This window comes from Nitratireductor thuwali (genome assembly GCF_036621415.1).
GTDB classification, from domain to species: domain Bacteria; phylum Pseudomonadota; class Alphaproteobacteria; order Rhizobiales; family Rhizobiaceae; genus Chelativorans; species Chelativorans thuwali.
The window spans coordinates 1,967,120-1,990,763 of sequence record NZ_CP030941.1 but is presented as its reverse complement, the minus strand read 5'-3'; the positions used below and the strand labels follow the sequence as shown (position 1 = coordinate 1,990,763).

Annotated in this window: 20 protein-coding genes, 1 tRNA gene and 1 pseudogene; 15 read left to right on the top strand and 7 right to left on the bottom strand. The window is 64.3% G+C overall.

The window, feature by feature from the left end; translation table 11 throughout:
* The first annotated feature begins 3 nt into the window (after window positions 1-3).
* A complete protein-coding gene (locus NTH_RS09580) occupies window positions 4-783 on the top strand; it encodes a succinate dehydrogenase iron-sulfur subunit (RefSeq protein WP_338529805.1) in 780 nt (259 codons plus the stop codon).
* Window positions 784-900: 117 nt separating this feature from the next.
* Window positions 901-1,545 (top strand): peptide-methionine (S)-S-oxide reductase MsrA, encoded by a 645-nt coding sequence (gene msrA, locus NTH_RS09575; RefSeq protein ID WP_338529804.1) that lies wholly within the window; start codon window positions 901-903, stop codon window positions 1,543-1,545.
* A 121-nt stretch (window positions 1,546-1,666) separates the two neighbouring features.
* Here the strand turns inward: msrA and NTH_RS09570 are convergent, their stop codons facing one another.
* The 3 genes from NTH_RS09570 to NTH_RS09560 form a co-directional block, all read right to left on the bottom strand.
* Window positions 1,667-2,791 carry a Leu/Phe/Val dehydrogenase gene (locus NTH_RS09570; RefSeq protein WP_338529803.1) on the bottom strand — a complete coding sequence of 375 codons (1,125 nt, stop codon included), beginning with the start codon at window positions 2,789-2,791 and terminating at the stop codon, window positions 1,667-1,669.
* A gap of 177 nt (window positions 2,792-2,968) precedes the next feature.
* On the bottom strand, window positions 2,969-3,406 hold the full coding sequence (locus NTH_RS09565; protein ID WP_338529802.1) for an OsmC family protein: 438 nt from the start codon (window positions 3,404-3,406) through the stop codon (window positions 2,969-2,971).
* 114 nt (window positions 3,407-3,520) lie between these two features.
* Complete coding sequence (locus tag NTH_RS09560) at window positions 3,521-4,804, bottom strand: ubiquinone biosynthesis hydroxylase (protein WP_338529801.1); 1,284 nt, start codon at window positions 4,802-4,804, stop codon at window positions 3,521-3,523.
* Window positions 4,805-4,904: 100 nt separating this feature from the next.
* Here NTH_RS09560 and tesB point away from each other — a divergent pair, with 100 nt between their 5' ends.
* From tesB to NTH_RS09530, 6 genes are all read left to right on the top strand, one after another.
* Window positions 4,905-5,768, top strand: a complete 864-nt coding sequence (gene tesB, locus NTH_RS09555) for an acyl-CoA thioesterase II (protein ID WP_338529800.1) — start codon at window positions 4,905-4,907, stop codon at window positions 5,766-5,768.
* Window positions 5,769-5,991: 223 nt separating this feature from the next.
* A complete protein-coding gene (locus NTH_RS09550) occupies window positions 5,992-6,330 on the top strand; it encodes a P-II family nitrogen regulator (protein WP_265516321.1) in 339 nt (112 codons plus the stop codon).
* A 29-nt stretch (window positions 6,331-6,359) separates the two neighbouring features.
* Window positions 6,360-7,706 (top strand): ammonium transporter, encoded by a 1,347-nt coding sequence (gene amt, locus NTH_RS09545; RefSeq protein ID WP_338529799.1) that lies wholly within the window; start codon window positions 6,360-6,362, stop codon window positions 7,704-7,706.
* Between the two features lie 243 nt (window positions 7,707-7,949).
* Window positions 7,950-10,478 (top strand): DNA translocase FtsK, encoded by a 2,529-nt coding sequence (locus tag NTH_RS09540; RefSeq protein ID WP_338529798.1) that lies wholly within the window; start codon window positions 7,950-7,952, stop codon window positions 10,476-10,478.
* A 100-nt stretch (window positions 10,479-10,578) separates the two neighbouring features.
* Window positions 10,579-11,211, top strand: coding sequence for an outer membrane lipoprotein carrier protein LolA (locus tag NTH_RS09535; RefSeq protein ID WP_338529797.1), 633 nt, complete (start codon window positions 10,579-10,581; stop codon window positions 11,209-11,211).
* A gap of 117 nt (window positions 11,212-11,328) precedes the next feature.
* Entirely contained in the window at window positions 11,329-12,135 is an 807-nt protein-coding gene (locus tag NTH_RS09530; RefSeq protein WP_338529796.1) for an exodeoxyribonuclease III, read from the top strand.
* Between the two features lie 22 nt (window positions 12,136-12,157).
* Here the strand turns inward: NTH_RS09530 and NTH_RS09525 are convergent, their stop codons facing one another.
* Both NTH_RS09525 and NTH_RS09520 read right to left on the bottom strand, forming a co-directional pair.
* Window positions 12,158-12,613, bottom strand: coding sequence for a Crp/Fnr family transcriptional regulator (locus NTH_RS09525; RefSeq protein ID WP_338529795.1), 456 nt, complete (start codon window positions 12,611-12,613; stop codon window positions 12,158-12,160).
* 53 nt (window positions 12,614-12,666) lie between these two features.
* A complete protein-coding gene (locus NTH_RS09520) occupies window positions 12,667-13,350 on the bottom strand; it encodes a response regulator transcription factor (protein ID WP_338529794.1) in 684 nt (227 codons plus the stop codon).
* Window positions 13,351-13,548: 198 nt separating this feature from the next.
* Between NTH_RS09520 and NTH_RS09515 the strand changes: the two genes are divergently transcribed.
* Entirely contained in the window at window positions 13,549-14,049 is a 501-nt protein-coding gene (locus NTH_RS09515) for a L,D-transpeptidase family protein (RefSeq protein WP_338529793.1), read from the top strand.
* A 14-nt stretch (window positions 14,050-14,063) separates the two neighbouring features.
* On the opposite strand, the gene NTH_RS09510 is transcribed toward NTH_RS09515, so the two are convergent.
* The gene (locus tag NTH_RS09510) at window positions 14,064-14,627 is read right to left on the bottom strand and encodes a peroxidase-related enzyme (RefSeq protein WP_338529792.1); all 564 of its coding nucleotides are present in this window, start codon (window positions 14,625-14,627) and stop codon (window positions 14,064-14,066) included.
* A 121-nt stretch (window positions 14,628-14,748) separates the two neighbouring features.
* Here NTH_RS09510 and NTH_RS09505 point away from each other — a divergent pair, with 121 nt between their 5' ends.
* From NTH_RS09505 to NTH_RS09485, 5 genes and pseudogenes are all read left to right on the top strand, one after another.
* Entirely contained in the window at window positions 14,749-19,533 is a 4,785-nt protein-coding gene (locus NTH_RS09505) for an NAD-glutamate dehydrogenase (RefSeq protein WP_338529791.1), read from the top strand.
* Between the two features lie 60 nt (window positions 19,534-19,593).
* Window positions 19,594-20,985: an MFS transporter gene (locus tag NTH_RS09500; protein ID WP_338529790.1), complete on the top strand. Its 1,392-nt coding sequence runs from the start codon at window positions 19,594-19,596 to the stop codon at window positions 20,983-20,985.
* Between the two features lie 138 nt (window positions 20,986-21,123).
* Window positions 21,124-21,814 (top strand): annotated as a pseudogene (locus NTH_RS09495) (IS1595 family transposase); the annotation flags it as partial.
* A gap of 180 nt (window positions 21,815-21,994) precedes the next feature.
* Window positions 21,995-22,390 carry a hypothetical protein gene (locus tag NTH_RS09490; protein WP_338529789.1) on the top strand — a complete coding sequence of 132 codons (396 nt, stop codon included), beginning with the start codon at window positions 21,995-21,997 and terminating at the stop codon, window positions 22,388-22,390.
* A gap of 49 nt (window positions 22,391-22,439) precedes the next feature.
* Window positions 22,440-22,516 (top strand) — tRNA-Ser (locus tag NTH_RS09485).
* A 194-nt stretch (window positions 22,517-22,710) separates the two neighbouring features.
* On the opposite strand, the gene NTH_RS09480 is transcribed toward NTH_RS09485, so the two are convergent.
* The gene (locus NTH_RS09480; protein WP_338529788.1) at window positions 22,711-23,157 is read right to left on the bottom strand and encodes a hypothetical protein; all 447 of its coding nucleotides are present in this window, start codon (window positions 23,155-23,157) and stop codon (window positions 22,711-22,713) included.
* Here NTH_RS09480 and NTH_RS23120 point away from each other — a divergent pair.
* Window positions 23,133-23,591, top strand: a complete 459-nt coding sequence (locus tag NTH_RS23120) for a WYL domain-containing protein (protein ID WP_422392371.1) — start codon at window positions 23,133-23,135, stop codon at window positions 23,589-23,591. The two genes, NTH_RS09480 and NTH_RS23120, sit on opposite strands and share 25 nt — an antisense overlap.
* Window positions 23,592-23,644: the final 53 nt, after the last annotated feature.

The window sequence follows — 23,644 nt, the reverse complement described above, 5'->3', positions numbered from 1 at the left end:
ATCATGGTTGAAATCACCCTTCCCAAGAACTCGAAGGTCCATCGGGGCAAGGTCTGGCCGAAGCCCGAGGGCGCGACCAATCTTCGCGAGTACAAGATCTACCGCTGGTCGCCCGACGATGGCGAAAACCCGCGCCTCGACACCTATTATGTCGACATGGACGATTGCGGGCCGATGGTGCTCGACGGGCTCATCTGGATCAAGAACAAGATCGACCCGACGCTGACCTTCCGCCGCTCCTGCCGCGAGGGCATTTGCGGGTCGTGCGCGATGAATATCGACGGCACCAACACGCTGGCCTGCACCAAGGGCGCGGACGAGATCAGCGCGGCGGTGAAGATTTACCCGCTGCCGCATATGCCGGTGGTCAAGGATCTGGTGCCCGACCTTTCCGTTCCCTATGCGCAGCTTTCCTCCATCGAGCCGTGGCTGCAGACGGTGACGCCGGAGCCGGCCAAGGAGTGGCAGCAAAGCCACGAGGACCGGGCCAAGCTCGACGGCCTTTACGAATGCATCCTGTGCTTCTGCTGCCAGACCTCGTGCCCCAGCTATTGGTGGAACGGCGAGCGCTATCTGGGGCCGGCGGTGCTGCTTCAGGCCTATCGCTGGCTGATCGACAGCCGCGACGAGAAGACCGGCGAAAGGCTCGACAATCTGGAAGACCCGTTCCGGCTCTATCGCTGCCACACGATCATGAACTGCACCCAGGCCTGTCCCAAGGGCCTGAACCCGGCCAAGGCGATCGCCAACATCAAACGCATGATGGTGGAGCGGCGGGTGTGAGCCGATCCGCTCACGCCCAACCTGCTGACGCCCGAGCCGCTCACGCAAGCGTGTAGCGGATTGATTTGATCCGGCTGGCGGGTGCGATAGGTCTTTCCTGGAAAACAGGAGCGACCCATGAAGCGTCTTATCATCGCAGCGCTGGCACTTGCCGTCACGGCACTCGGAGCGGGCATGACGGGGGCGGCGGCCGCGACCCGGACCGCCCTCTTCGCCGGCGGCTGCTTCTGGTGCGTGGAAGCCGATTTCGACAAGGTGCCCGGCGTGGTGTCCACCGTTTCGGGCTATGCGGGCGGGCGCACGGCCAATCCCACCTATCGCAACTACGCCTCCGGCGGGCATCGCGAGGTGGTGAAAATCGAGTATGACGACAGCCGCGTGAGCTATGAGCGGCTCCTGGAGATATTCTTCCGGTCGGTCGATCCCACCGATCCCGGCGGGCAATTCTGCGACCGGGGCAAAAGCTATTCGACCGCTGTCTATGCGTTGGACGCCGCGCAGAAAAAGGCGGCGGAGAAGGCAAAACAGGAAGCGGCCAATGAGCTCGGACAGCCTGTCGTCACGCCCATCCTGCCCGCGGCCAAGTTCTGGGCCGCCGAGGACTACCACCAGAACTACTACCGCAGCAACGATCGCATCCTGACCCGCTTCGGCTATATCACCAAGGCCAAGGCCTACGAAGGCTACCGCGAAGGCTGCGGCCGCGATGCGCGGGTCAGGCAGTTGTGGGGCGAGGCCGCCTACACGGGCATAAGGAAGTAGAGAGCGACCGCCACTGCCACTGGGCCGCGGCGCGGTCGGCGAGATCACGGAGTTGGGTTCCTCCCACCACCGACGCAGGCAGAGATATCGCGATCCCTCGGCGTCGAACAAATTCGAGGCGTCAGCCCGCCCGCGCCGCCTCGATGCGCTCGTGGGCGATCTCCGCCGCCACGTCGTTGGTCGGCCGGTTCCGCGCCTCCGCGCGCTGAAAGATGTCGGTCAGCGTGGCGGGGATTTTCTCCACCTTCCTCATCGCGGCGGCGCGGTCGTAGCCGCCGGGCGCCAGTTCGCTGCCGACATTGATCAGGCCGCCGGCATTGATCACGTAGTCCGGCGCATAAAGGATGCCGCGCTCCATGAGCAGCCGGGCGTCCTCGTGACGGGCCAGCTGGTTGTTGGCAGAGCCCGCGACGATCTCGACATTGAGCGCGGGGATCGTTTCCCGCGAGACGACGCCGCCCAGCGCGCAGGGCGCGAATATGTCCGCCTTGGCCGAGAGGATCTCGTCGGGGCCGACTGCGGTGGCGCCGAACGCCGCCTTGGCCTTCTCGGCTGCCGCAGCATCGATGTCGGTGACGATGAGCTGAGCACCCTCGCGGTGGAGCTCCTCGCACAGCGCCCAGCCGACCGAGCCCAGGCCCTGCACGGCGACACGCACGCCGGTGAGCGTATCCGTACCCCGGCGGTAGGCCAGTGCTGCCTTGAGGCCCAGAAAGCAGCCATGGGCGGTGACCGGCGAAGGATTGCCGCTGCCGCCCTTGGTGGTCCCGGTGACGTTGGGCGTGCGCTCGCGCAGGAAGTCGGCGTCGGCGAGGGTCAGCCCGACATCCTCGCCGGTGTAGTACTGGCCGTCGAGCGCGGCCAGCATTTCGGCATAGGCTTCCAGCAGGGCGGGGGTCTTCTGTGTTTTCGAATCGGCGATGATGACGGCCTTGCCGCCGCCGAACGGCATGTGGGCGATAGCTGATTTATAAGTCATGCCGCGCGACAGGCGCAGCGCGTCGATGAGCGCGGCCTCGAACGTCTCGTGAGGCCAGACGCGGGTGCCGCCGAGCGCCGGCCCCAGCACCGTGTTGTGAATGGAGACGATGGCCTTCAGGCCGCGTTCATCGTCGCGGCCGAACCACACCCGCTCGTGGTCGTCATAGGCCTCCAGCCGGGCGGCCTCCGGCGTTATATCGCTTATCTCCAGCGTCGATTCGGCGTTCTGCTTCTTCAGCGTTCTTGGTTCTCGCACATGCAGCATGGCATTCCTCCCGGAATTTCTTGCGACCTGGCGGGGACTTGCTCCCTTCCAGATCCTCCCGTCTGCATATGAGTCTAGGGCGCGGCACGGATTTTTGGTTGCGAAGTGGGCTTGCCCCGCGACTTTCCGTTACTTTCGCGGGGCAAAAAACGTCATAAACGGGCTGGACCCGAAAATTCAGCCGTAGCGGGCGTCGAGTTTGATGTCGATGGCGGCGAGCGCCTTGGAGACCGGGCATGTCTCCTTGGCCTTGGCGGCGATCTTCTTGAACTCTTCCTCCTCAAGGCCGGGCACCTTGCCGACCATCGTGAGGGTGCTGGAGCGGATTTCGAAGCCGCCGCCTTCGGCCGGCTGAAGATCGATCTCGGCCTTGGAATAGAGCGTTTCGGCGGGCGTGCCGCTTTCCGCCAGCATGTGGGCCAACTGCATTGCGATGCAGCTGGCATGAGCGGCGGCGATCAGCTCTTCCGGGTTGGTGCCGGCCTTCCCGGTCTCGTCTTCGAAACGGGCCTTGAAGGTCAAGGGCAGGTCGCCGATGGCCTGGCTCTGGGTGTCGAGCCGGCCGGACCCTTTCGTGAGGGAACCTTTCCAGATGGCGTTCGCGTGGCGCTTCATTTCGTGCTCCTGGTTGTGGTGACGTCCTTGGCCGAGCCGCAGTGACGGCTGCAGCCATTCTCATTGCACAATTCCGGATGGGAAATCGGCTCCACATCTCCTGAATTGCTCAGTTCAGATCGTTTCGCCCTGCAGGAGGCGCGGGGCGGAACGGTCCATGCCGGCCGCCTGGCGCACGAAGAAGCTCTTCATGCCCGGCATGCGGTCGACCAGCCCCAGCCCGATGTCGCGCATGGCGCGCAGCGGGCCGAAATCGTTGGAGAAAAGGCGGTTCAGCAGATCGGTGGTCACGCCCATCTGCACCGTGTCGAAGCGGCGCCAGCGCTCGTAGCGCTGGAGAACGTCGATTGCGCCGATATCCTCGCCCAGACGATCGGCCTCGACCACCACCTCGGCCAGCGCGGCCGCGTCCTTGAAGCCGAGATTGAGGCCCTGGCCGGCAATGGGGTGGATGCCGTGGGCGGCGTCGCCGGCGAGCGCGAATCGCGGCTTGACGAAGTCGCGCGCCAGCGTGAGGCCGAGCGGCCAGGCGCGGCGCGGTCCGTCGACGTGGATTTCCCCCAGCTTCAGGCCGAACCGCAGCTCCAGCTCCTGTTCGAAGATGAAATCGTCCTCGTTCACCAGCCTTTCGGCATCCTCCGTGCGCTCCGTCCACACGATCGACGAGCGGTTGCCCATCAGGGGCAGCGTGGCGAAGGGGCCGGCGGGCAGGAAATGCTCCTCCGCGCGTCCGTTATGGGGGCGCTCATGGGCCACGGTGCACACGATGCCGGACTGGCCGTAATCCCAATGCAGCGTCTTGATGCCGGCCATGTCGCGCAGCCGGGAGCGCACGCCGTCGGCGGCGACGAGAAGGCGCGTGCGCGCCTGCATGCCGTCGCTCAGGCTCACCGAAACGGTGGCGCCCTCCACTTCGAAGCCGTCCACGGCCACGCCCTGGACGATGTCGACGCCCAGTTCCCCGGCACGGCGGCGCAGGGCGGCGTTGAGGTCGCGGTTCATCACCATATGGGCGAAGGGCTCGCCGGGCGCGGCCTCGCCGCCGAAGGTCAGGAAGACGGGCCGCACGGGATCGGAAGTGCGCGAATCGGTGATGACCATGTCGACGATCGGCTGTGCTCGTCCGGCGATCTCCTCCCAGCAGCCGAGCCGGGTAAGCATGCGCGAGGCGGCCGCCGCGATCGCCGAGGCGCGGCCGTCCCTTTGCCATGCGTCTTCCGGCGCCGCATCGACGATCATCACGCGCATGCCCGGCCGGGCATCGGCGATGGAGACCGCCAGCGCCAGGCCGACATAGCCGGCGCCCGCTATCAGGACGTCGAACCGGTCGGCTGAATGCGCTTGCGCGGCGCTGCCGGGTTCCTTGCTTGCACTGGCGTTCGGCGTGGTTCTGCTCATGGGTTCGCCTTTCCGCGCATTGATGCCAAGCCGCCTTGACTTCGGGGCCGGGCTTCGATTTCACACTGCATGTCATTCACGCTGCCAAAGGGGACGATCTATGTCGACAGCCATGCAGGAGCTACTCGACATACTTAATCTCGAGCCGCTGGAACACAACCTGTTTCGCGGTCGCAGCCCGCAGGTGGGCTGGCAGCGCGTTTTCGGCGGGCAGGTGATCGGTCAGGCGCTGGTTGCCGCCCAGCGCACCGTCGACGCCGATCGCCATGTGCATTCGCTGCACTGCTATTTCATGCGCCCCGGCGACCCGCAGGTGCCCATCGTCTACGATGTGGACCGGATTCGCGACGGCGGCAGCTTCACGACACGCAGGGTGGTGGCGATCCAGCACGGCCATGCCATCTTCTCCCTTTCGGCGTCCTTCCAGATCGACGAGGAAGGGCTGGAGCATCAACTGCCGATGCCGACGGATGTTCCGCCGCCCGAGGAGCTGCGCTCGCAGCGCGAATTCCTGGCGGCCTATGGCGATAGCGTGCCGGAGAACATCCGCCGCTACTGGGAGCGCGAAAGGCCGCTGGAAATCCGTCCGGTCAATGTCGAGCACTACACGACCCGCAACAAGCTGCCGCCCTTCCAGAACGTCTGGCTGCGCACCACCGGCCCGGTGCCGCGGGACCGGGCCCTGCAGGCGGCCGTGCTGGCCTATCTGTCGGATATGACGCTGCTCGACACATCCACATTCGCCCATGGGCGCTCGGTGTTCGATCCGCAGTTGCAGATGGCGAGCCTCGACCACGCAATGTGGTTCCACCGGCCCGACCCGCTCGACGACTGGCTGCTCTACACCCAGGACAGCCCTTCGGCCCAGGGCGCGCGCGGATTGTCGCGCGGCTGCATCTATTCGCGCGCCGGCACGCTCGTCGCTTCCGTCGCACAGGAAGGGCTCGTACGGCTGCGCAAATAATGTGCAAGTTTTAAATTGTGCATAATTATTGTTCATTAACGGAATGAAAATCATTGTGATCCCGGCCGGCGGGTCGAAGATTCCCTAGAAAATTCAACTTCCTACCTTGCATCTCGTGCAGTTGGCACGGGTCTTGAATCACCTTTGGCATTGCTGGCTACCCCGGGGGGGCGCCGGCGGCACTGCAACGCGGGACCTGCCCGCAACAGTAAGGGTGAACCTGATGAAATTCGTGATGGCAATCATAAAGCCGTTCAAGCTGGAGGCGGTGCGCGAAGCGCTGACCGAGCTCGGCATTCAGGGCCTGACCGTCACCGAGGTCAAGGGCTTCGGCCGGCAGAAGGGGCACACGGAAATCTATCGCGGCGCCGAATATGCCGTGAGCTTTCTGCCCAAGGTCAAGGTCGAGGTCGCCGTCGATTCGGACATGGCCGACAAGGTCGTCGAAGCGATCGCGACCGCGGCCAAGACCGGTCAGATCGGCGACGGCAAGATCTTCGTCCACAGCATCGACAAGGCCGTGCGCATCCGCACCGGCGAGACCGACACCGACGCGCTTTGATGGGCATCCGGTTTTTCAGGGAGAGTAATATGAAATTTCCTAGTCTTTCGATTGCGGGCCGGGCGTTGCTTGGCGCGCTCGCGCTCGCAGGTTTCGCCGCCCTGCCGGCCCATGCCCAGGATGCGGCGGAGCCTGCGGCCGAGGCCGCCGCTGCCGCCGGCGACCCCGCCTTCATCTTCAACACGCTGCTGTTCCTCATGGGCGGCTTCCTGGTCATGTGGATGGCCGCAGGCTTTGCCATGCTGGAAGCCGGCATGGTGCGTTCCAAGAACGTTTCCATGCAGCTGTTGAAGAACATCGCGCTCTATTCCATCGCCGGCCTCATGTACTGGGCCGTCGGCTACTCGCTGATGTATGTCGACGTGAACGGCTATTTCGGCACGGTCTGGCCCTATAGCTGGCCGGATGCCGGCACGGCCAACGAGGGCGACTATGCCGTCGCCTCCGACTGGTTCTTCCAGATGGTGTTCGTGGCGACCGCCGCCTCGATCGTCTCGGGAACGCTGGCCGAGCGCATCAAGCTGTGGCCTTTCCTCGCCTTCGTCGTCGTGCTCACCGGCTTCATTTACCCGATTGCCGGTTCCTGGCAGTGGGGCGGCGGCTGGCTGTCGGAGATGGGCTTTTCCGATTTCGCCGGCTCGACGCTGGTTCACTCGGTCGGCGGCTGGGCGGCGCTTGCCGGCGCGCTCCTGCTCGGCGCCCGTTCCGATAAATACGGGCCGCAGGGCCAGGTGCAGCCGATTCCCGGCTCCAACATGGCGCTCGCCACGCTCGGCACCTTCATCCTGTGGCTCGGCTGGTTCGGCTTCAACGGCGCCTCGCAGCTCGCCATGGGCACCAATTCGGACGTGTCCGATGTGAGCCGCATCTTCGCCAACACCAATCTGGCCGCTGCCGGCGGCGTGATCGCGGCGCTGGTCCTCACGCAGATCGTCTACAAGAAGGTCGACATCACCTTCGTGCTCAACGGCGCGCTGGCCGGTCTCGTCTCGATCACGGCCGAGCCGCTGATGCCGAGCCCGTTCATGGCCATCATCATCGGCGCCATCGGCGGCGTCATCGTGGTGTTCACCGTTCCGCTTCTCGACAAGTTCAAGATCGACGATGTCGTCGGCGCCATCCCGGTCCACCTGATCGCCGGCATCTGGGGCACGATCGCGGTGCCGCTGACCAATCCGGACACCAGCTTCGGCGTCCAGTTCGTCGGCATCGTGGCCTATGGCGTGTTCACCTTCGTCGTCTCGCTGGTCGTGTGGATGATCATCAAGGCGGTGATCGGCCTGCGGGTCAGCCCGGAGGAGGAACTGACCGGCCTCGATGTCGGAGAAGTCGGTGTCGAAGCCTATCCGGAGTTCATCGCCTCGCGCGTGCGCTAGGCGCGGTTCAAGAACGAGCGCGGGGCCACAAGACCCCGCCCTGGAAATCCCGTCGCAGCAACTTTGACCGCTGTAAACTCAGGCCCGGAGCGATCCGGGCCTCTTTTTTGCCGCCGCGGTCGTTCCCGCCGACTTCCCATGCATGGTTAATGCGGCCTTAACCTTCGCTGCCTAGGGTGCGGACAGGTAAGCGCGCCGGGAGAGCCGGGGTGCTGTCAATGACGCACGGACGGGAAAATGCGTATGAGTTCCGGTTCTTCCGCGACATTTGCGATGGATGAGGGCGGGTTCGGCTTTCAGGCCTTCTTGCGCCGTCAGGCGGCGCGCGTCCTGGGCCTGGCGCTGCTCGCCTTCGTGGCCTTCTACCTTGCCAGCCTCGCAACCTGGAATGTCGCGGACCCAAGTTTCAGCCACGCCACCGACAACGCGGTAACCAACGCGATGGGCTATCCGGGCGCGGTATTCGCCGACATCGCCATGCAGTTTTTCGGGCTGGCGTCGGTCGCCGGGCTGGTGCCGGCGGTGTTCTGGGGCGCGATGCTGGCCAGCGCCCAGGGCGTCGATCGTCCGGGGCGGCGCGTCGCGGCATGGGTCGGCGGCGCGCTGCTGTCGGCCGGCGTGGCCGGGTGCATCGCACCGCCGCAGACCTGGCCTCTGCCCACCGGGCTCGGCGGCGTGTTCGGCGACATGGTGCTGGCCGCGCCGAAGATCGTGACGGGCAGCTATCCGAGCGGCCTGATGGGTTTCGTCGTCGGCGGGCTGCTCATCGGCCCGGCCATCTGGCTGACGCTGTTTGCCTCGTCGGTGCTGGGCCGCCCTGCCCGGCAGGAGGAGTTCCTTCCCGAGGACGCCGGACCTTTCGAAGACTATGACGGCGACGACGACAGCGATGCCTTCGTCGCGCTCGGCTGGCTCGCCCATTGGTGGCTGAGCCTGCGTGCCCTCATCCGCCGCCGCTTTTCCGTGCGCGGCTCCGAATTGCCGGAAGAATACGACATCCCGGTGCAGCCGGCGCCCCAGGCGCGTGGGACGGGGCGCATCGAGCCCGGTTTCGACGGCGGCTTCAACGGGGGCATGGAGCCTTCGCTGGACGATTTCGACGATTTCGAGGACGACGATCGGGCGCCATGGGCAGACAACGCCGCGCCGGCCCGGCCCGGCCCGGCCCGTGTCGAGAAGCCGGTACCTCGTCCGGCGCCGGGCGCCCGCATACGCCGCGAGGCCCAGCCTTCCCTGCTCGGCTCTGACAGCTTCGAGCTGCCTCAGCTTCACATGCTCGCCGAGCCTAAGGCCTCGACCAAGGATCCAAGCCTTTCCAGGGACGCGCTGGAGCAGAATGCGCGCCTGCTCGAAGGCGTTCTGGAGGATTTCGGGGTCAAGGGCGAGATTATTCATGTGCGGCCCGGTCCGGTCGTCACGCTTTACGAGCTGGAGCCGGCGCCCGGCATCAAGTCGTCGCGCGTCATCGGCCTTGCCGACGACATCGCCCGCTCCATGAGCGCGATCGCCGCCCGCGTCGCCGTCGTTCCGGGACGCAACGCGATCGGCATCGAGCTGCCCAATTCCAGCCGCGAGACGGTCTATCTGCGCGAGCTCCTGGCCAGCCGCGAGTTCGAGACCACCAAGACCCGGCTGGCCCTGGCGCTGGGCAAGACCATCAACGGCGAGGCGGTGATCGCCGACATCGCCAAGATGCCGCATCTGCTGGTCGCCGGCACCACCGGCTCGGGCAAGTCGGTGGCGATCAATACCATGATCCTGTCGCTGCTCTACCGCATGACGCCGGACCAGTGCCGCCTGATCATGATCGATCCCAAGATGCTGGAGCTCTCCGTCTATGACGGAATCCCGCATCTGCTTACCCCGGTCGTCACCGACCCCAAGAAGGCCGTGGTGGCGCTGAAATGGACCGTGCGGGAGATGGAAGACCGCTACCGCAAGATGTCCAAGGTCGGCGTGCGCAACATCGAGGGCTTCAACCAGCGCGTCGCCCAGGCGAAGAAGAAGGGCGAGACGATCAACCGCACGGTGCAGACCGGGTTCGACCGGGAGACCGGCGAGGCGATTTACGAGACCGAGGAGCTCGATCTCGATCCGATGCCCTTCATCGTCGTCATCATCGACGAGATGGCCGACCTGATGATGGTGGCGGGCAAGGACATCGAAGGCGCGGTGCAGCGCCTGGCGCAGATGGCGCGCGCGGCCGGCATCCACGTCATCATGGCCACGCAGCGTCCCTCCGTCGACGTCATCACCGGCACGATCAAGGCCAATTTCCCGACGCGCATCTCCTTCCAGGTCACGTCGAAGATCGACAGCCGCACCATTCTGGGCGAGCAGGGAGCCGAACAGCTCCTCGGCATGGGCGACATGCTCTACATGGCCGGCGGCGGGCGCATCCAGCGCGTGCACGGGCCGTTCGTCTCCGACGGCGAGGTCGAGGAGGTGGTCGCGCATCTGAAGATGCAAGGCGCGCCGGACTATCTCGACGCGGTCACCGAGGACGACGGCAGCGATGACGATGGCGGCGGTTCGGGCTCGGGCGGCGCCGGTGGAAACTGGGGCGATTCGGAAGACCCCTACGATCAGGCCGTGGCCGTGGTCCTGCGCGACGGCAAGGCTTCCACCAGCTACATTCAGCGCCGGCTCGGCATCGGCTACAACCGCGCCGCCTCGATCATCGAGCGGATGGAGCAGGAGGGCGTTGTCGGGCCGGCCAATCATGCCGGCAAGCGCGAGATACTTGTTCCGACCGAACAGGACGATATGTAGTAGGCAGATCAAGCGAGGCATTCCGCGTGCGGGTCAAATTTCGGCCCTGTTGAGGATTTAGTCAGGATCCAACGAACCGTTTTGTACAGTCAGGATTGATATGACGCCGATCTTCAAGACTCACCCATTGCGGCGCCTCGCTGTGGCCATCGCCTTTGCCGGCGTCTGTGCCCTTGCCGCGCCCGGCGCCAGCGCCGCATCCGCCGCTGCGCAACAGATTGCCCAGCATTTCTCCAGCGTGCGCACGATGACGGGCGAGTTCGTCCAGTTCGGGCCGCGCGGCGAGCAGACCGGCGGCAAGTTCTATATCGAGCGGCCGGGCAAGATCCGCTTCGATTACGACACGAAGTCGGGCTTCAAGGTCACGTCCGACGGCACGTCGGTCGTGGTCGAGAACAAGAAGCTCAACACCGCCGATGTGTACCCGCTGTCCAAGACGCCGCTGAGCCTGCTGCTCGGCGAGCGCATTGACCTTTCGGGCAACAAGGTGGTGGGCGTGACCGAAGAGCCGGACCTCACGACGATCAAGCTGGAGGACAAGTCGGTGTTCGGCGATTCCACGATCACCATGATGTTCGACAGCCAGTCCTATGACTTGCGTCAGTGGACGATCACCGATGCGCAGGGCAAGGACACGACGGTCATGATCTTCAATGTCCGGCAGGGCGTGACTTTCGATCCCAGCGTCTTCGCCATCGATTACCGCCGGGTGAACCAGCTCAACCGGAACTGAGGCAGCCCCCTCACAAGACTTGTGGACAAGACGGCGCCGTGCTCTGGCAGGGCGCCGTTCGCTTGTGTTCGGGGCCGTGTGCGGGCAATTTTGCCCGATCACAAGGGCGGGGCCGTCATGTCGCTTAAGATTGCTACCTGGAACATCAATTCCGTGCGCCTGCGGTTGCCGCTCGTGCAGCAGTTCCTTGAAACCCACAGTCCGGATGTCCTGTGCCTGCAGGAAACCAAGTGCCCCAACGACCAGTTCCCGACCGCCGCTTTCCGGAAGCTCGGCTATGAATATGTGTCGATCCACGGGCAGAAGGGCTATCACGGCGTGGCGACCATCTCGCGGCGTCCGATGCGCACGGTCGAGACCCGCACCTTCTGCGGCATAGCCGACTGCCGGCACATCGCAACCTCGCTCGACCTCGGCAGCCGGCGCATCCTTTTGCACAATTTCTACGTGCCGGCGGGCGGGGACGAGCCCGATCCCGCCATCAATCCGAAATTCCGCCACAAGCTCGACTTCATCGAGGAGATGCACGATGTGCGCCCTTCGCTCGAAGCCGGCACGGGAACCATACTGGTGGGCGACCTCAATATCGCGCCGTTGGAAACAGACGTCTGGTCCCACAAGCAGCTTCTCAAGGTGGTCAGCCATACGCCGGTGGAAACGGAGGGGCTCACGCAGCTTCTCAGGCGCGGGGCCTGGGTGGATCTGATGCGCCAGCATGTCCCGCCGGAAGAAAAGCTGTTCACCTGGTGGAGCTACCGCGCAAAGGAGTGGGACATTTCCGACCGGGGCCGCAGGCTCGACCATGTCTGGTCGTCCGGCGACCTTGCCCCGGCGCTCGGCAGGATCGAGGTGCTGCGCGCGGCGCGCGGCTGGGAACGCCCCTCCGACCACGTCCCGGTGATCGCGGAATTTGCCTTCGGTTGACCTGCAGCGGCGGGATTCGCCCTTATCGCGCGAGCCGCGAGGCCACGGCTTCCATGCGCTTGATCATGTCCTGCAATCGCGCCGAAATGCGCTCATGCAGGGCTTCGGCGGTTTCGGGAAATTCTTCCAGGATGCGCCGGAACATCGAGCGGCTGAGGCGGATGAGCTTGAGATCGGTTTCGGCAAAGGCGCTGGTCATGCGCTCGGTATCGGCGATCAGGGCCAGTTCGCCGAGAATGGCGCCAGGCCCTTCCAGCGAGAATACGTGGTTCCTGCCTTCATATTCGCGGTAAAGCGCCACCGTGCCCGAGACGATGACGAATGCGCTGTCGGCGGGCGTGCCTTCCGAATAGAGCTTGCGCCCGGCCGCCAGAGCGATGGTCTCGGCGCCGAAGGCCATAAGGCGTAGCTGCTCGCGCGTGAACCCTGAAAAGAGAGCCACGCCGGACAGCACGCGGATGTCATCGTCCAGCGCCATGCAGTCGTCCCCGGCTCGATGCCCGAATCACCGGCCTCCCCGAACCTACAGGATCAGGGCACGAGCTTGTATCCGCCGCTTTCTGTCACAAGAATTTCAGCTTTGGAAGGATCGCGCTCGATCTTTTGCCTTAGCCGGTAAACATGCGTTTCCAGCGTATGGGTCGTTACGCCCGAATTGTAGCCCCAGACTTCCTCGAGCAATATGTCGCGGGTCACGACCTTCTGTTCGGCGCGATAGAGATATTTGATGATGGCGGCTTCCTTTTCCGTCAGCCGGATTTTTCCGCCGCGCTCGTCGATCAGGAGTTTCTGGCTAGGCTTGAAGGTGTAGGGGCCGACGGTGAACTTGGCGTCCTCGCTCTGCTCGTGCTGGCGAAGCTGCGCCCGGATGCGGGCCAACAGCACGGCGAAGCGGAACGGCTTGGTCACATAGTCGTTGGCGCCGGCCTCCAGCCCCAGGATGGTGTCGGAATCGGTATCCTGCGCCGTCAGCATGATGATGGGCGCGCGATAGCCGCCCTTGCGCAGAAGCTTTACCGCCTCGCGGCCGTCCATGTCCGGCAGGCCGACATCCATGATGGTGAGGTCGACCATCGCATTGCGCGCGGTGTGAATGCCCTTGGTCGCCGTGGGCTCCTGGAGAATGTCGAACTCCTCGTAGAGCGCCAGTTGCTCGACAAGCGTCGTCCGCAGGTCTTCGTCGTCATCGACGATAAGGATGGTGCGTGGCGTCATGTCTCAATCCGTTAATCCACAATGTGATATGGTCGACCAGGCCCCAAGCTGCATAAGCTCCCCTTTAGGCGGACTTTTGCCGGCTTGAAAGGCAATAACAAATATTTATTCGACGGTGCGCTTATAAACCAGGAACGAAAACAGCACAGTACAGGCAACCGACAACGGCGCAAAGTCCTTTCGCTGGTCGTCCGCCCGATGCCCGGAAACCCGAGCAGGGGGCTGCTCCAGGTGGGTGGCCTTGCCTTTCCCTGCGCTCTCGGCCGCGGCGGCATCAGCGCCTTCAAGCGCGAGGGCGACGGCGCCACGCCGCTCGCGTCGATGCGCCCGCTGGAAATCTACTACCGCCGCGATCGCCGCAACCGGGGCCTGGCGCGGGCGCGATTGCCCGCCATCTCCATTCGGAGCGATATGGGCTGGTGCGATGCCGGCGCGAACGCCAACTACAACAGGCCGGTGCGGCTGCCCTTCGGGGCCAGCCACGAAAGGATGCTGCGGGAGGACCGTCTCTATGACGCGGTCGTCGTGCTGGACTGGAACATCCGCCCGCGAAGACGCGGCGCCGGCAGCGCCATCTTCCTGCATATCGCCCGGCCGGGATTCCAGCCGACCGAAGGCTGCATAGCGGTGACCCCGCGTGTGATGGCGCGGCTCCTGCCGCTGCTTTCGCGCGATGCCCGCATTCGCGTGTTGCGTTAACGCTACAGCCGGTTTCAGCGCGCCATGGCGTGGTACTCGTCGTTCGGCCGCATGTCGACGGCGGCCGCGACGCGGTTGGACATGTTGAAGAAGCCGGTTACCGAGGCGATGTCCCAGATGTCGCGGTCGCTGAACCCGACATCGCGCAGGGCCTGTCGATCCGCTTCCTCCACCTTGTCGGGATGCTCGGTCAGCTTGACCGCGAAATCGAGCATGGCCTTGCGGCGCGGTTCCAGGCCCGCGGCGCGATAGTTCATGGCGATCATTTCGCCCAGCTTCGGATCGCCGGACAATTGCCGCACGGCGGCACCATGCGCGGCGAGGCAGTAGTAGCAATGGTTCACGCTGGAGACGGCCACCGCGATCATCTCGCGCTCCAGCTTGGTAAGCGCCGAATCGCCCAGCATCAGGTCGTTGTACATGTCGGTGAAGGCGCGCAGCTTCTTCTCGTCGAACGCGTAGGCCGTCAGAACGTTGGGGACAAGGCCCAGCTTTTCCCGGCATTTGTCGAAATAGGCACGGGTTTCGCCCGAAAGCTCGGAAGCGGGAATGTTCAATGCCGTGACAACGCTCGTCATGATTATTACACCTTTTGCGCCGATTAGGGGTCCATTGCAGCCTCGAAGGCGACACGGGGTCGTCAAACGGGGCACTTATGAATACGATATAGTCAATTGCGCCAGGGAGGGGGAATCCCGAATGACCGCCAGATCCAAGTCCGCTCGCAAGCTCACGCAGCAAAAGGCGGGCGAGGGAGGGGGCGCCGAGCGCTTGCGCGAGATCATGGTTTCGCGGGCCCCGGCGGAGGATCTCGAACGCTACGACAGAGCCGACATCGACCGATCCGTCGAGATCGCCATGCAGGCCCTCAGCACGCAGAAGGCCGGCCAGAGCGTCGTGCAGATCGAATGCGCTTCCGGCATCCAGCTTGGCGGACGATCGATAACTACGGTGACGGTGGTCAACGACAACATGCCGTTCCTGTTCGATTCCGTGCTGGGCGAGCTGGCCGATCTTTCGGCCGAACCCACGCTCGTCCTCCATCCGGTTCTCCTGGTGCGTCACGGCGACAAGGGCGTGGCCGAGATCCTCGGCGACGCGGCGTCCAAATCGGTGCGCGATGCCGAGCAGGTCAGCCTGATCCACGTGCATCTGCCGCGCCTTTCGCCGGAGCGCTGCGAGGCGCTGCGGGCCGCGCTGGAGAACATTCTTGCGCAGGTGCGGGCCGCCGTTCACGACTGGAAGCCGATGCTTGCCAGGCTCGACCAGGAATTGACCCAGCTGCGCTATGCGCCCATCCCCCTCGACCGCAGTGCCGTGGACGAGGCGATCGCCTTTCTCGAATGGCTGCGCGACGACAATTTCACCTTCCTGGGCATGCGCGAGTTCCTCTATACGGGCGGCGAGAAAAGCGGGACCCTGGAACGCGCCGCAAAACGCGGTCTCGGCATCCTCTCGGACCCCAACGTGCTGGTCCTCAGACGCGGCTCGGAAGCCGTGTCCACGACGCCGGAAATCCGGGCGTTCCTGCATGGGCCGGAGCCGATGATCGTGACCAAGGCCAATGCCAGGTCGGTCGTGCACCGGCGCGCCTATCTCGACTATATCGGGGTCAAGACGTTCGACGAGAACGGCAGGCTGACCGGTGAACTGCGTATCGTCGGCCTGTTCACCTCGACGGCCTATACGCGCTCGGTGATGAAAATCCCCTATCTGCGCTCGAAGGCGGAAGCGGTGATCGCCAAGACGGGCTTCGCGCCGACCGACCATTCGGGCAAGGCGCTGATCAACGTCCTGGAATCCTATCCGCGCGACGAGCTTTTCCAGATATCGGTGCCGACGCTGCGCAAGCATGCCGAAGCCATCCTGGCGCTGGGCGAGCGGCCGCGCGTGCGTGCGCTCTACCGCATCGACCAGTTCGATCGCTTCGTTTCCGTCATCGTGTTCGTGCCGCGCGACCGCTATGATTCGCGCGTGCGGGCCGAGATCGGCGATTATCTGAAAACCGTGTTCGAGGGCCGGGTGTCGGCCTATTATCCAGCCTTTCCGGAGGGCACGCTGGCGCGGGTGCACTTCATCATCGGGCGGTCGGGCGGCAAGACGCCGCGGGTGGATTCCAATCAGCTCGAGGCCGGCATCCGCGAGATCGTCCGGACATGGGACGACGCCCTGGCCGAGGCCGTGGAGGACACCCAGACCGACGACGCCATCGCGCAGCTGGCGGCGCGCTTTCCCGACAGCTACCGCAACAGTTTCGAGGCGCGCACGGCGATCGCCGATGCCCGCTGCATCGCCGGCCTTTCGGCGGAGAACCCGATCGCCATCGATTTTCACCGGCATGAGGATCAAGCGGAAAACCAGGCGGCGCTGAAGATCTATCACCATGGCGAGCCGGTGGCGCTCAGCCAGCGCGTTCCGCTCCTGGAGAATATGGGCTTCCGCGTCATAAGCGAGCGCACGTTCGAGATAGGCAAGCCTGACGAAGAGCAGATATTCCTCCACGACATGGAGCTGGAGAACGCCTATCCCGGCGCCATCGATCTTTCCGACAATGGCGCTCTCTTCGAGGAGGTGTTCCTGTCCGTATGGCGGCGGGAATACGACAATGACGGCTTCAATGCGCTGGCCCAGACGGCGCGGCTGCGCGTTTCGGAGATCGCGGTGCTGCGCGCCTATAGCCGTTTCCTGCACCAGGCCAGCATCCCGCAGAGCCAGGATTTCATCGCTGCGACGCTCAACCGCTATCCGCATATCGCGGCCGGCCTCTTCCACCTGTTCACCGCGCGCTTTTCGCCGGCGGCGGCGGAGGAAGGCGTGTCCCGGGAACGGTCGGCCAAGGTCGAAGGCGACATAGAGGCGGCCCTCGACGATGTGCCCAGCCTCGACGACGACACCATCATCCGCCGCATGCTGAACCTGATCAAGTCGACGCTGAGGACCAACTGGTTCGCGCGCGACCGCCTGACGGGCAACTATTCGCTGGCGCTGAAGTTCGATTCCCGCGCCGTTGAAGGACTGCCGCAGCCGCGGCCCTGGCGCGAGATATTCGTCTACGGTCCGGAAGTCGAAGGCGTGCATCTGCGTTTCGGCCCGGTGGCGCGCGGCGGCCTGCGCTGGTCGGACCGGGCGCAGGACTACCGCACCGAGGTGCTCGGTCTCGTGAAGGCCCAGCAGGTCAAGAACGGCGTCATCGTGCCGGTGGGCGCCAAGGGCGGCTTCTATCCGCGCCGCCTGCCGAATGGCGGCAGCCGCCAGGAGGTGTTCGAGGCCGGGCGCGCGGCCTATATAAACTTCATCTCGAGCCTGCTTTCCATCACCGACAATCTGGACGGCGACGAGGTCGTGCCGCCCGAAAACGTGGTGCGCCACGACGTCAACGATCCCTATTTCGTGGTCGCGGCCGACAAGGGCACCGCGACCTTTTCCGACACGGCCAACGAGATAAGCCAGAAGCACGGATTCTGGCTGGACGACGCCTTCGCTTCGGGCGGTTCGGCGGGCTACGACCACAAGCAGATGGGCATCACCGCGCGCGGCGCCTGGGAAGCCGTCAAGCGGCACTTCCGCGAGATGAACCGCGACATTCAGAACGAGCCCTTCACCGTCGTCGGCGTGGGCGACATGTCGGGCGACGTGTTCGGCAACGGCATGCTGCTGTCGCCCTGCACGAGGCTGATCGCCGCCTTCGACCATCGCGACATCTTCATCGATCCCGACCCTGATACGGCCGCCAGCTTTGCCGAGCGCAAGCGGCTTTTCGACATGGGCCGATCCTCCTGGCAGGATTACGACAAGTCGAAGCTGTCGAAGGGCGGCATCGTCGTTTCACGCTCGCAAAAGCAGATCAGCCTGAGCAGGGAAGCGGCCGACGCGATCGGCATGGACAAGACGACCGGCTCGCCGGCCGAGATCATGCAGGCCATCCTCAAGGCCGAGGTCGACCTCCTCTGGTTCGGCGGCATCGGCACCTATGTGCGGGCCACCACCGAATCGAACCAGGATGTGGGCGACCGCGCCAATGACGCGATCCGCGTCACCGCGCCGGAAGTGGGCGCCAAGGTCATCGGCGAGGGCGCCAATCTCGGCGTCACCCAGAAGGGCCGCATCGAATACAATATGCATGGCGGCCGCTCCAACTCGGACGCCATCGACAATTCGGGCGGCGTCAACTCGTCCGATCTCGAGGTCAACATCAAGATCGCGCTTGCCGCCGCCATGCGCAGCGGGGCGCTCACCCGCAAGGCCCGCAACAAGCTGCTGGCCGAGATGACCGAGGAGGTCGCAGGCCTGGTTCTGGAGAACAACTACCGGCAGACGCTGGCGATCTCCCTGGTGGAGCAGCGGGGCCTTTCCGACCTGCCCCACCAGGCGCGCATGATGACCGTGTTCGAAAGCGCCGGCCTACTCGACCGCGCGGTGGAATATCTGCCCGGCCCCCAGGCCCTTTCCGACCGCGAGGCGCGCGGCGAGGCGCTGACCCGGGCCGAGATCGGCGTGCTGCTCGCCTATGCCAAGATCGTGCTTTTCGACGAGCTGGTGGCAAGCCGCCTGCCCGACGAGCCGCATTTCGAGGAGGACCTTTTCGCCTATTTCCCGCAGCGCATGCGCGGGAAATATGCCGCCGAGATCCGCGGGCACCGCCTGCGCAGGGAGATCATCGCCACCGAGCTGGCCAATGACGTCATCGACCGCGGCGGGCCCACCTTCGTCACGCGCCTGCAGGATATGACCGGCCGGCCGGCCCACGAGATCGTGGCCGCCTATGCGGTGGTGCGCGACGGCTTCGACCTCCGGTCGCTGTTCGCCGCCATCGACGCGCTGGACAACAGGATCGACGGGCAGGTGCAGCTTCGCCTTTATCTGGAGGTCTGGCGTCTCATCCACTCGGCCACCGCCTGGCAGCTCAAGAACGGCGACGCCACGGTCGAGGTCGGCGAGCGCATCGAACAGCTCTCGCAGGCGCGCGCCACTTTGGAGCCGGAGCTGGGGGCCATTCTGCCGGCCTTTCTCAGCACGCGCATCGCCGAGCGCACCACGCGGTTCGTCAATGACGGCGCGCCGGAGGATCTCGCCCGCCGGCTTTCCTTCCTCGGCGTCTCCGAGCTGGTGCCGGACATCGTGGCGGCGGCCGGCCTTGCGGAGGCACAATTGCCGAAGGCCGCCAGGGCGTTCTTCGGCGTCAGCGAGGCCTTCCGCATCAGCCGCATCGAGGACGCGGCCCAGGCGATCACGCCTTCCGACTATTATGACGGGCTGGCGCTGCAGCGCGCACTCGACATGATCGATACGGCGCGCCGCTCGATGGCGGTCTCGGCGATGACCGCCTACCGGGATGCCGACGATCCGGCCGAGCTTTGGGTCGAGGCCGGCGGCGAACGCGTCGTGCGGGTGCGCGAGCGGCTGCACACGCTGACCGAGGGCAGCGACATCACCATATCGCGGCTTACGGTGGCATCGGGCCTCATGGCCGACCTGGCCGGCTGACGCGCATGATCGGACGAAACGGACACCGGCTTCCGGCAAGAAACTAAGGGCAAGCGAGCAATGGCAATGGTCGAGCGCGTGGCGGTTCCGCGCCGCGGTATCTGGGGCTGGATGCTTTTCGATTGGGCGCAGCAGCCCTTCCACACGCTCATCATCACCTTCGTCTTCGCACCCTATTTCGCCGCCTCCGTCGCGCCGGATGCGGCGCGGGGGCAGGAATTGTGGGGTCTGGCCACCGGCGCCGGCGGCCTGGCCATCGCGCTCTCCTCGCCTGTGCTGGGCGCCATCGCGGATGCGACGGGGCCGCGCAAGCCATGGATCCTGGCTTTCTCGCTCATCGGGGTGCTGGCCTGCGCCGGCCTGTGGTTCGCGGCGCCGGGAATGGCGACGCTGGGGCCTGTGCTCATCCTCATCGCGCTCGCCGTGTTCGGCATGGAATATGCCGCCGTCTTCAACAATGCGATGATGCCCAATCTGGTGCCGCGCGCCGAGCTCGGGCGGCTGTCCGGCTCGGCCTGGGGCCTGGGCTATCTCGGCGGGCTGGTATCGCTCGTTCTGGTGCTGGGCTTCATGTCGGCGTCACCGGAGACCGGACGCACATTGCTCGGCCTGGAGCCGATCTTCGGGCTCGACGCCGCCGCGCGCGAGGGCGACCGCGCCGCCGGGCCGCTGACCGCCCTGTGGTACGCCGTCTTCGTCCTGCCGATGCTGTTCTTCACGCCCGACCAGCCGCGCCGCAAGGCGGTGGCGGGGGCCGTGCGCGAGGGGCTGGGCCGGCTGGCACAGACCATTCGGCGGCTTCCCACCGAGCGCAGCTATTTCAGCTTCCTGCTTTCCTCGATGTTCTATCGCGACGCGCTCAACGCGCTCTATGCCTTCGGCGGCATCTATGCGGCCGGCGTGCTCGGCTGGTCGATCACGCTGATCGGCCTGTTCGGCATATTGGCCAATGTCACCGGCGCGCTGGGCGCATGGGCGGGCGGGCGCATGGACCAGGCCTTCGGACCGAAGGCCGTTGTGACGCTGGCGATCCTCATCCTGTCGGCGTGCTGCCTGCTGGTGATCTCGACCACCCGCACGGAGGTGTTCTTCATTCCGCTGGGCGGGGCCGGCTCCTCCGTGCCCGACATCGCCTTCTTCGTGGCAGGCGGGTTCATCGGCGCCGCCGGCGGGGCGATCCAGGCCGCCTCGCGCACCTTGCTGGTCGACCAGGTGGCGCGCGAGCGGGTGACCGAAGCCTTCGGGCTCTATGCCCTGTCGGGCAAGGCAACGACCTTCATCGGCCCGTTCGCGGTGGCGGCCGCCACGGCCTATTTCTCGTCCGCGGCCTTTTCCCTCGCTCCGGAAGACGCGCAGCGCCTGGGCGTGACGCCGATCCTCGTGCTCTTCGCCGTCGGCCTGGCGCTCCTGCCCTTCGTCAGCAGCCGCCAATACCAGGTGGCGCCGGGCTGAGGCACCCGCTGTCGTCATCAACTACGAGGATTCATGACTTCTCTCAGCCAGCGTCGATGGAGGCCGCCCCGACCTTCGCCACCAACTCCGTTCTGCGAGCGCGCCCCTGATTCTTGCGCTGAGGATGACGATGTGGGGATTTGCCTGTTTGTGAACGGCTCCAAGGGAATGTCGGCGGTCCAGTTCTCCCGCGATCTCAACGTGCAGTACAAGACCGCCTTTGTCCTGGCGCACAAGCTGCGTGAGGCGCTTGCTGCCGAGAACCGCCGAGCAAATCCTCGACGGCGAAGTCGAGATCGACGGCGCATACTTCGGCAGTCATGTCCGCCAAGAGAACCGCGAGGAAGATCGCCGCGACCGTCGCCGCACAGAGAACCGTTCCGACCGCCGCCGCGTCGTTATCGCCCTTCGCGAGCGAAAGGGCCGCACCCTGTCATTCGTCCGTCACCGCGAAGCCGATGGCGTCGAGGTCGCCCGCGCCCGCATGGTTGCCAATGCCAAGCTGTTTGCTGATGAGGCGAGCCATTGGGACGTGCTGGAAATGCAGTTCGGGACGGGCCGCATCAATCACAGCGAAGCCTATAGCGACTTCAACGGCAAGCATACGAATTGGGTCGAAAGCTACTTCTCTCACCTGCGCCGTATGGTCGGTGGGCAGGATCACCACGTCTCGCACAAGTACCTGTATCAATACGCAAACCATGCCGCGTGGCTGGAGGATCACCGCCGCCGGTCGAACGGTGGGAATGCCTTCGCTCTGCTAGGCGGTGCGCTCAATCATGCTGTCAACGGTGTTTGGGCGGGGTATTGGCAGCGGAATGCTAGTTGACGCTATTGACAAAACCGCCTTGATAATGTAATCAATCAACCATGCCCGCATGGCGGAATTGGTAGACGCAGCGGTCTTTAAAACCGAAGTCCTCTCCGGGGCGTGCCGGTTCGAATCCGGCTGCGGGCACCACCATCGCTACCAAAGAAGGAAAGCAGAATGGCTAGCGCGAGAGAACAAATGAAAACGATAGAGGCCGAGCTGCAACGCGTTCGTAGCGACATCGAAAAGCTGCGTGTAGAGGAGGAGTTGCTGATTAGGCTGTTGGGGCAAATGAACGGGGATGCACCAAAACAGGCTGACAAGCCTGCGCGTCGAACCCGTTCACCGAGCATCAAGCCTGTTGTTTTGGATATCATGCACCAAGCAGGACATGAAGGGGCGACAACCGCTGAGGTTGATTCGCTTGTTCGTCAAAAGGTTCCGTCCGTAGCCAAGGATACAGTAGGATCAATCCTGTCACGCCTCAAAAGCGACGGCGTTCTGGTGTATTGGGGTGAGCGCTATTACGAGAAGCAGTTCGCTCCAAAGGACGAAAACCCTTTTGACCGCAGCCCATTGCGCGCTGTAAATTGAAGAATCAGAAAGCCGGGAAGCGGCAACTTCCCGGCTTTCTCAAAAGGTAGCCCCTCGTAGCTCAATGGATAGAGCAGGTCCCTACTAAGTTCCGTGTTGCGGGTTCGAGTCCCGCCGAGGGCGCCACCTTCTTGGAAATGATGAAGCCTCTCCGGGGCGTTTCCATCGCTTCCATCTGAAATATGATCCATCGGCACCTAAATTGCACGTCAATCTTGTTGATTCGGGCAATTGAACGTGTTGCGAAAGTCGCAACAAGTTCTCTATCAAATACAACGTCGTAATTAGCGTCGTAATTAGCCTCGTAATTAGCCTCGTAATTAACGCCGCTCCCACACCAAATTCCCCTTCACATCCTCCACGCTGCGCACATGCCCTTCCTCGCGCATGCCGCGCAACGCCTTGCTGACGCGCTTTGTCAGGTCCGATAGGTACTTTCTACCACGCGCATCTTCGCCGCGCATGGCGACGATCTCGCGGGCGATGTCCCGGCTGGATAGCGGCCCTTCCGCGTGGCGTAGCTCCCTGTAGATCGCTTTTGACAGTTCGCCCCGGCCAAAGATGACTTCGCGCTTCTGGCGCGGCATGGCTGCGTCCAGATCGCCGTCATATCCAAGTACGTTTAAGGTCCGGTCTATCGCGCCTATGTCGTTCTTTATCTCGGCCAGGCGGTCCCTGATACGCTCGGCTTCCCCGAACAACTCGGCACACTTGGCAAGCAGGCCGGTGATGGTATGGTCGAATGTTTCCGTTCTTGCCGGCCTCATGCTTTACTCCCGATGTTTGGGAGGCGACCATGCAAAACCTGATATGTGACGCGATAAGCAACCGTCATGTGCTGACATTCACGTATAAGGGCCGCGTCAGAACCGTTGAGCCTCATGCTCTCGGCTATGACGGCGACGGCGATCTAACCCTATGCGCTTGGCAACTGTCTGGCGGTAGTGGCCAGGACTTCCGAGATTTTCATGTAGATAAGCTATTCGGGCTTGCTGCAACTGGAGCCAGCTTCGCAGGACCGCGCCTAGGATATAGCCGAGACGACAAGACGCTTTGCGGATTGTATGTCAGCTTTAGCCTTGCCGCAGTCATACGGTCCCGGCCAGCGGGCAGGGAGATTGTTAAGCGCACAGTCAGACCAATGTCCACGGGCATGATGACACCTCTTGCGGGTTGGATTGTAGTGGAATCAGCGATTTAGCGCGTGCGCTGAGTTGGTGCTTTTGCTACATAAGGACGAACCACCTCGCTCAG

Coding starts and splice junctions, on each gene's coding strand:
- NTH_RS09540 (WP_338529798.1), top strand. CDS start 7,950: ATGAGTTCCGGTTCTTCCGCGACATTTGCGATGGATGAGGGCGGGTTC.
- amt (WP_338529799.1), top strand. CDS start 6,360: ATGAAATTTCCTAGTCTTTCGATTGCGGGCCGGGCGTTGCTTGGCGCG.
- NTH_RS09525 (WP_338529795.1), bottom strand. CDS start 12,613: ATGGCGCTGGACGATGACATCCGCGTGCTGTCCGGCGTGGCTCTCTTT.
- NTH_RS09510 (WP_338529792.1), bottom strand. CDS start 14,627: ATGACGAGCGTTGTCACGGCATTGAACATTCCCGCTTCCGAGCTTTCG.
- NTH_RS09505 (WP_338529791.1), top strand. CDS start 14,749: ATGACCGCCAGATCCAAGTCCGCTCGCAAGCTCACGCAGCAAAAGGCG.
- msrA (WP_338529804.1), top strand. CDS start 901: ATGAAGCGTCTTATCATCGCAGCGCTGGCACTTGCCGTCACGGCACTC.
- NTH_RS09480 (WP_338529788.1), bottom strand. CDS start 23,157: ATGAGGCCGGCAAGAACGGAAACATTCGACCATACCATCACCGGCCTG.
- NTH_RS09515 (WP_338529793.1), top strand. CDS start 13,549: ATGCCCGGAAACCCGAGCAGGGGGCTGCTCCAGGTGGGTGGCCTTGCC.
- NTH_RS09535 (WP_338529797.1), top strand. CDS start 10,579: ATGACGCCGATCTTCAAGACTCACCCATTGCGGCGCCTCGCTGTGGCC.
- NTH_RS09550 (WP_265516321.1), top strand. CDS start 5,992: ATGAAATTCGTGATGGCAATCATAAAGCCGTTCAAGCTGGAGGCGGTG.
- NTH_RS09580 (WP_338529805.1), top strand. CDS start 4: ATGGTTGAAATCACCCTTCCCAAGAACTCGAAGGTCCATCGGGGCAAG.
- NTH_RS09530 (WP_338529796.1), top strand. CDS start 11,329: ATGTCGCTTAAGATTGCTACCTGGAACATCAATTCCGTGCGCCTGCGG.
- NTH_RS23120 (WP_422392371.1), top strand. CDS start 23,133: ATGTTTCCGTTCTTGCCGGCCTCATGCTTTACTCCCGATGTTTGGGAG.
- NTH_RS09500 (WP_338529790.1), top strand. CDS start 19,594: ATGGCAATGGTCGAGCGCGTGGCGGTTCCGCGCCGCGGTATCTGGGGC.
- tesB (WP_338529800.1), top strand. CDS start 4,905: ATGTCGACAGCCATGCAGGAGCTACTCGACATACTTAATCTCGAGCCG.
- NTH_RS09490 (WP_338529789.1), top strand. CDS start 21,995: ATGAAAACGATAGAGGCCGAGCTGCAACGCGTTCGTAGCGACATCGAA.
- NTH_RS09565 (WP_338529802.1), bottom strand. CDS start 3,406: ATGAAGCGCCACGCGAACGCCATCTGGAAAGGTTCCCTCACGAAAGGG.
- NTH_RS09570 (WP_338529803.1), bottom strand. CDS start 2,791: ATGCTGCATGTGCGAGAACCAAGAACGCTGAAGAAGCAGAACGCCGAA.
- NTH_RS09560 (WP_338529801.1), bottom strand. CDS start 4,804: ATGAGCAGAACCACGCCGAACGCCAGTGCAAGCAAGGAACCCGGCAGC.
- NTH_RS09520 (WP_338529794.1), bottom strand. CDS start 13,350: ATGACGCCACGCACCATCCTTATCGTCGATGACGACGAAGACCTGCGG.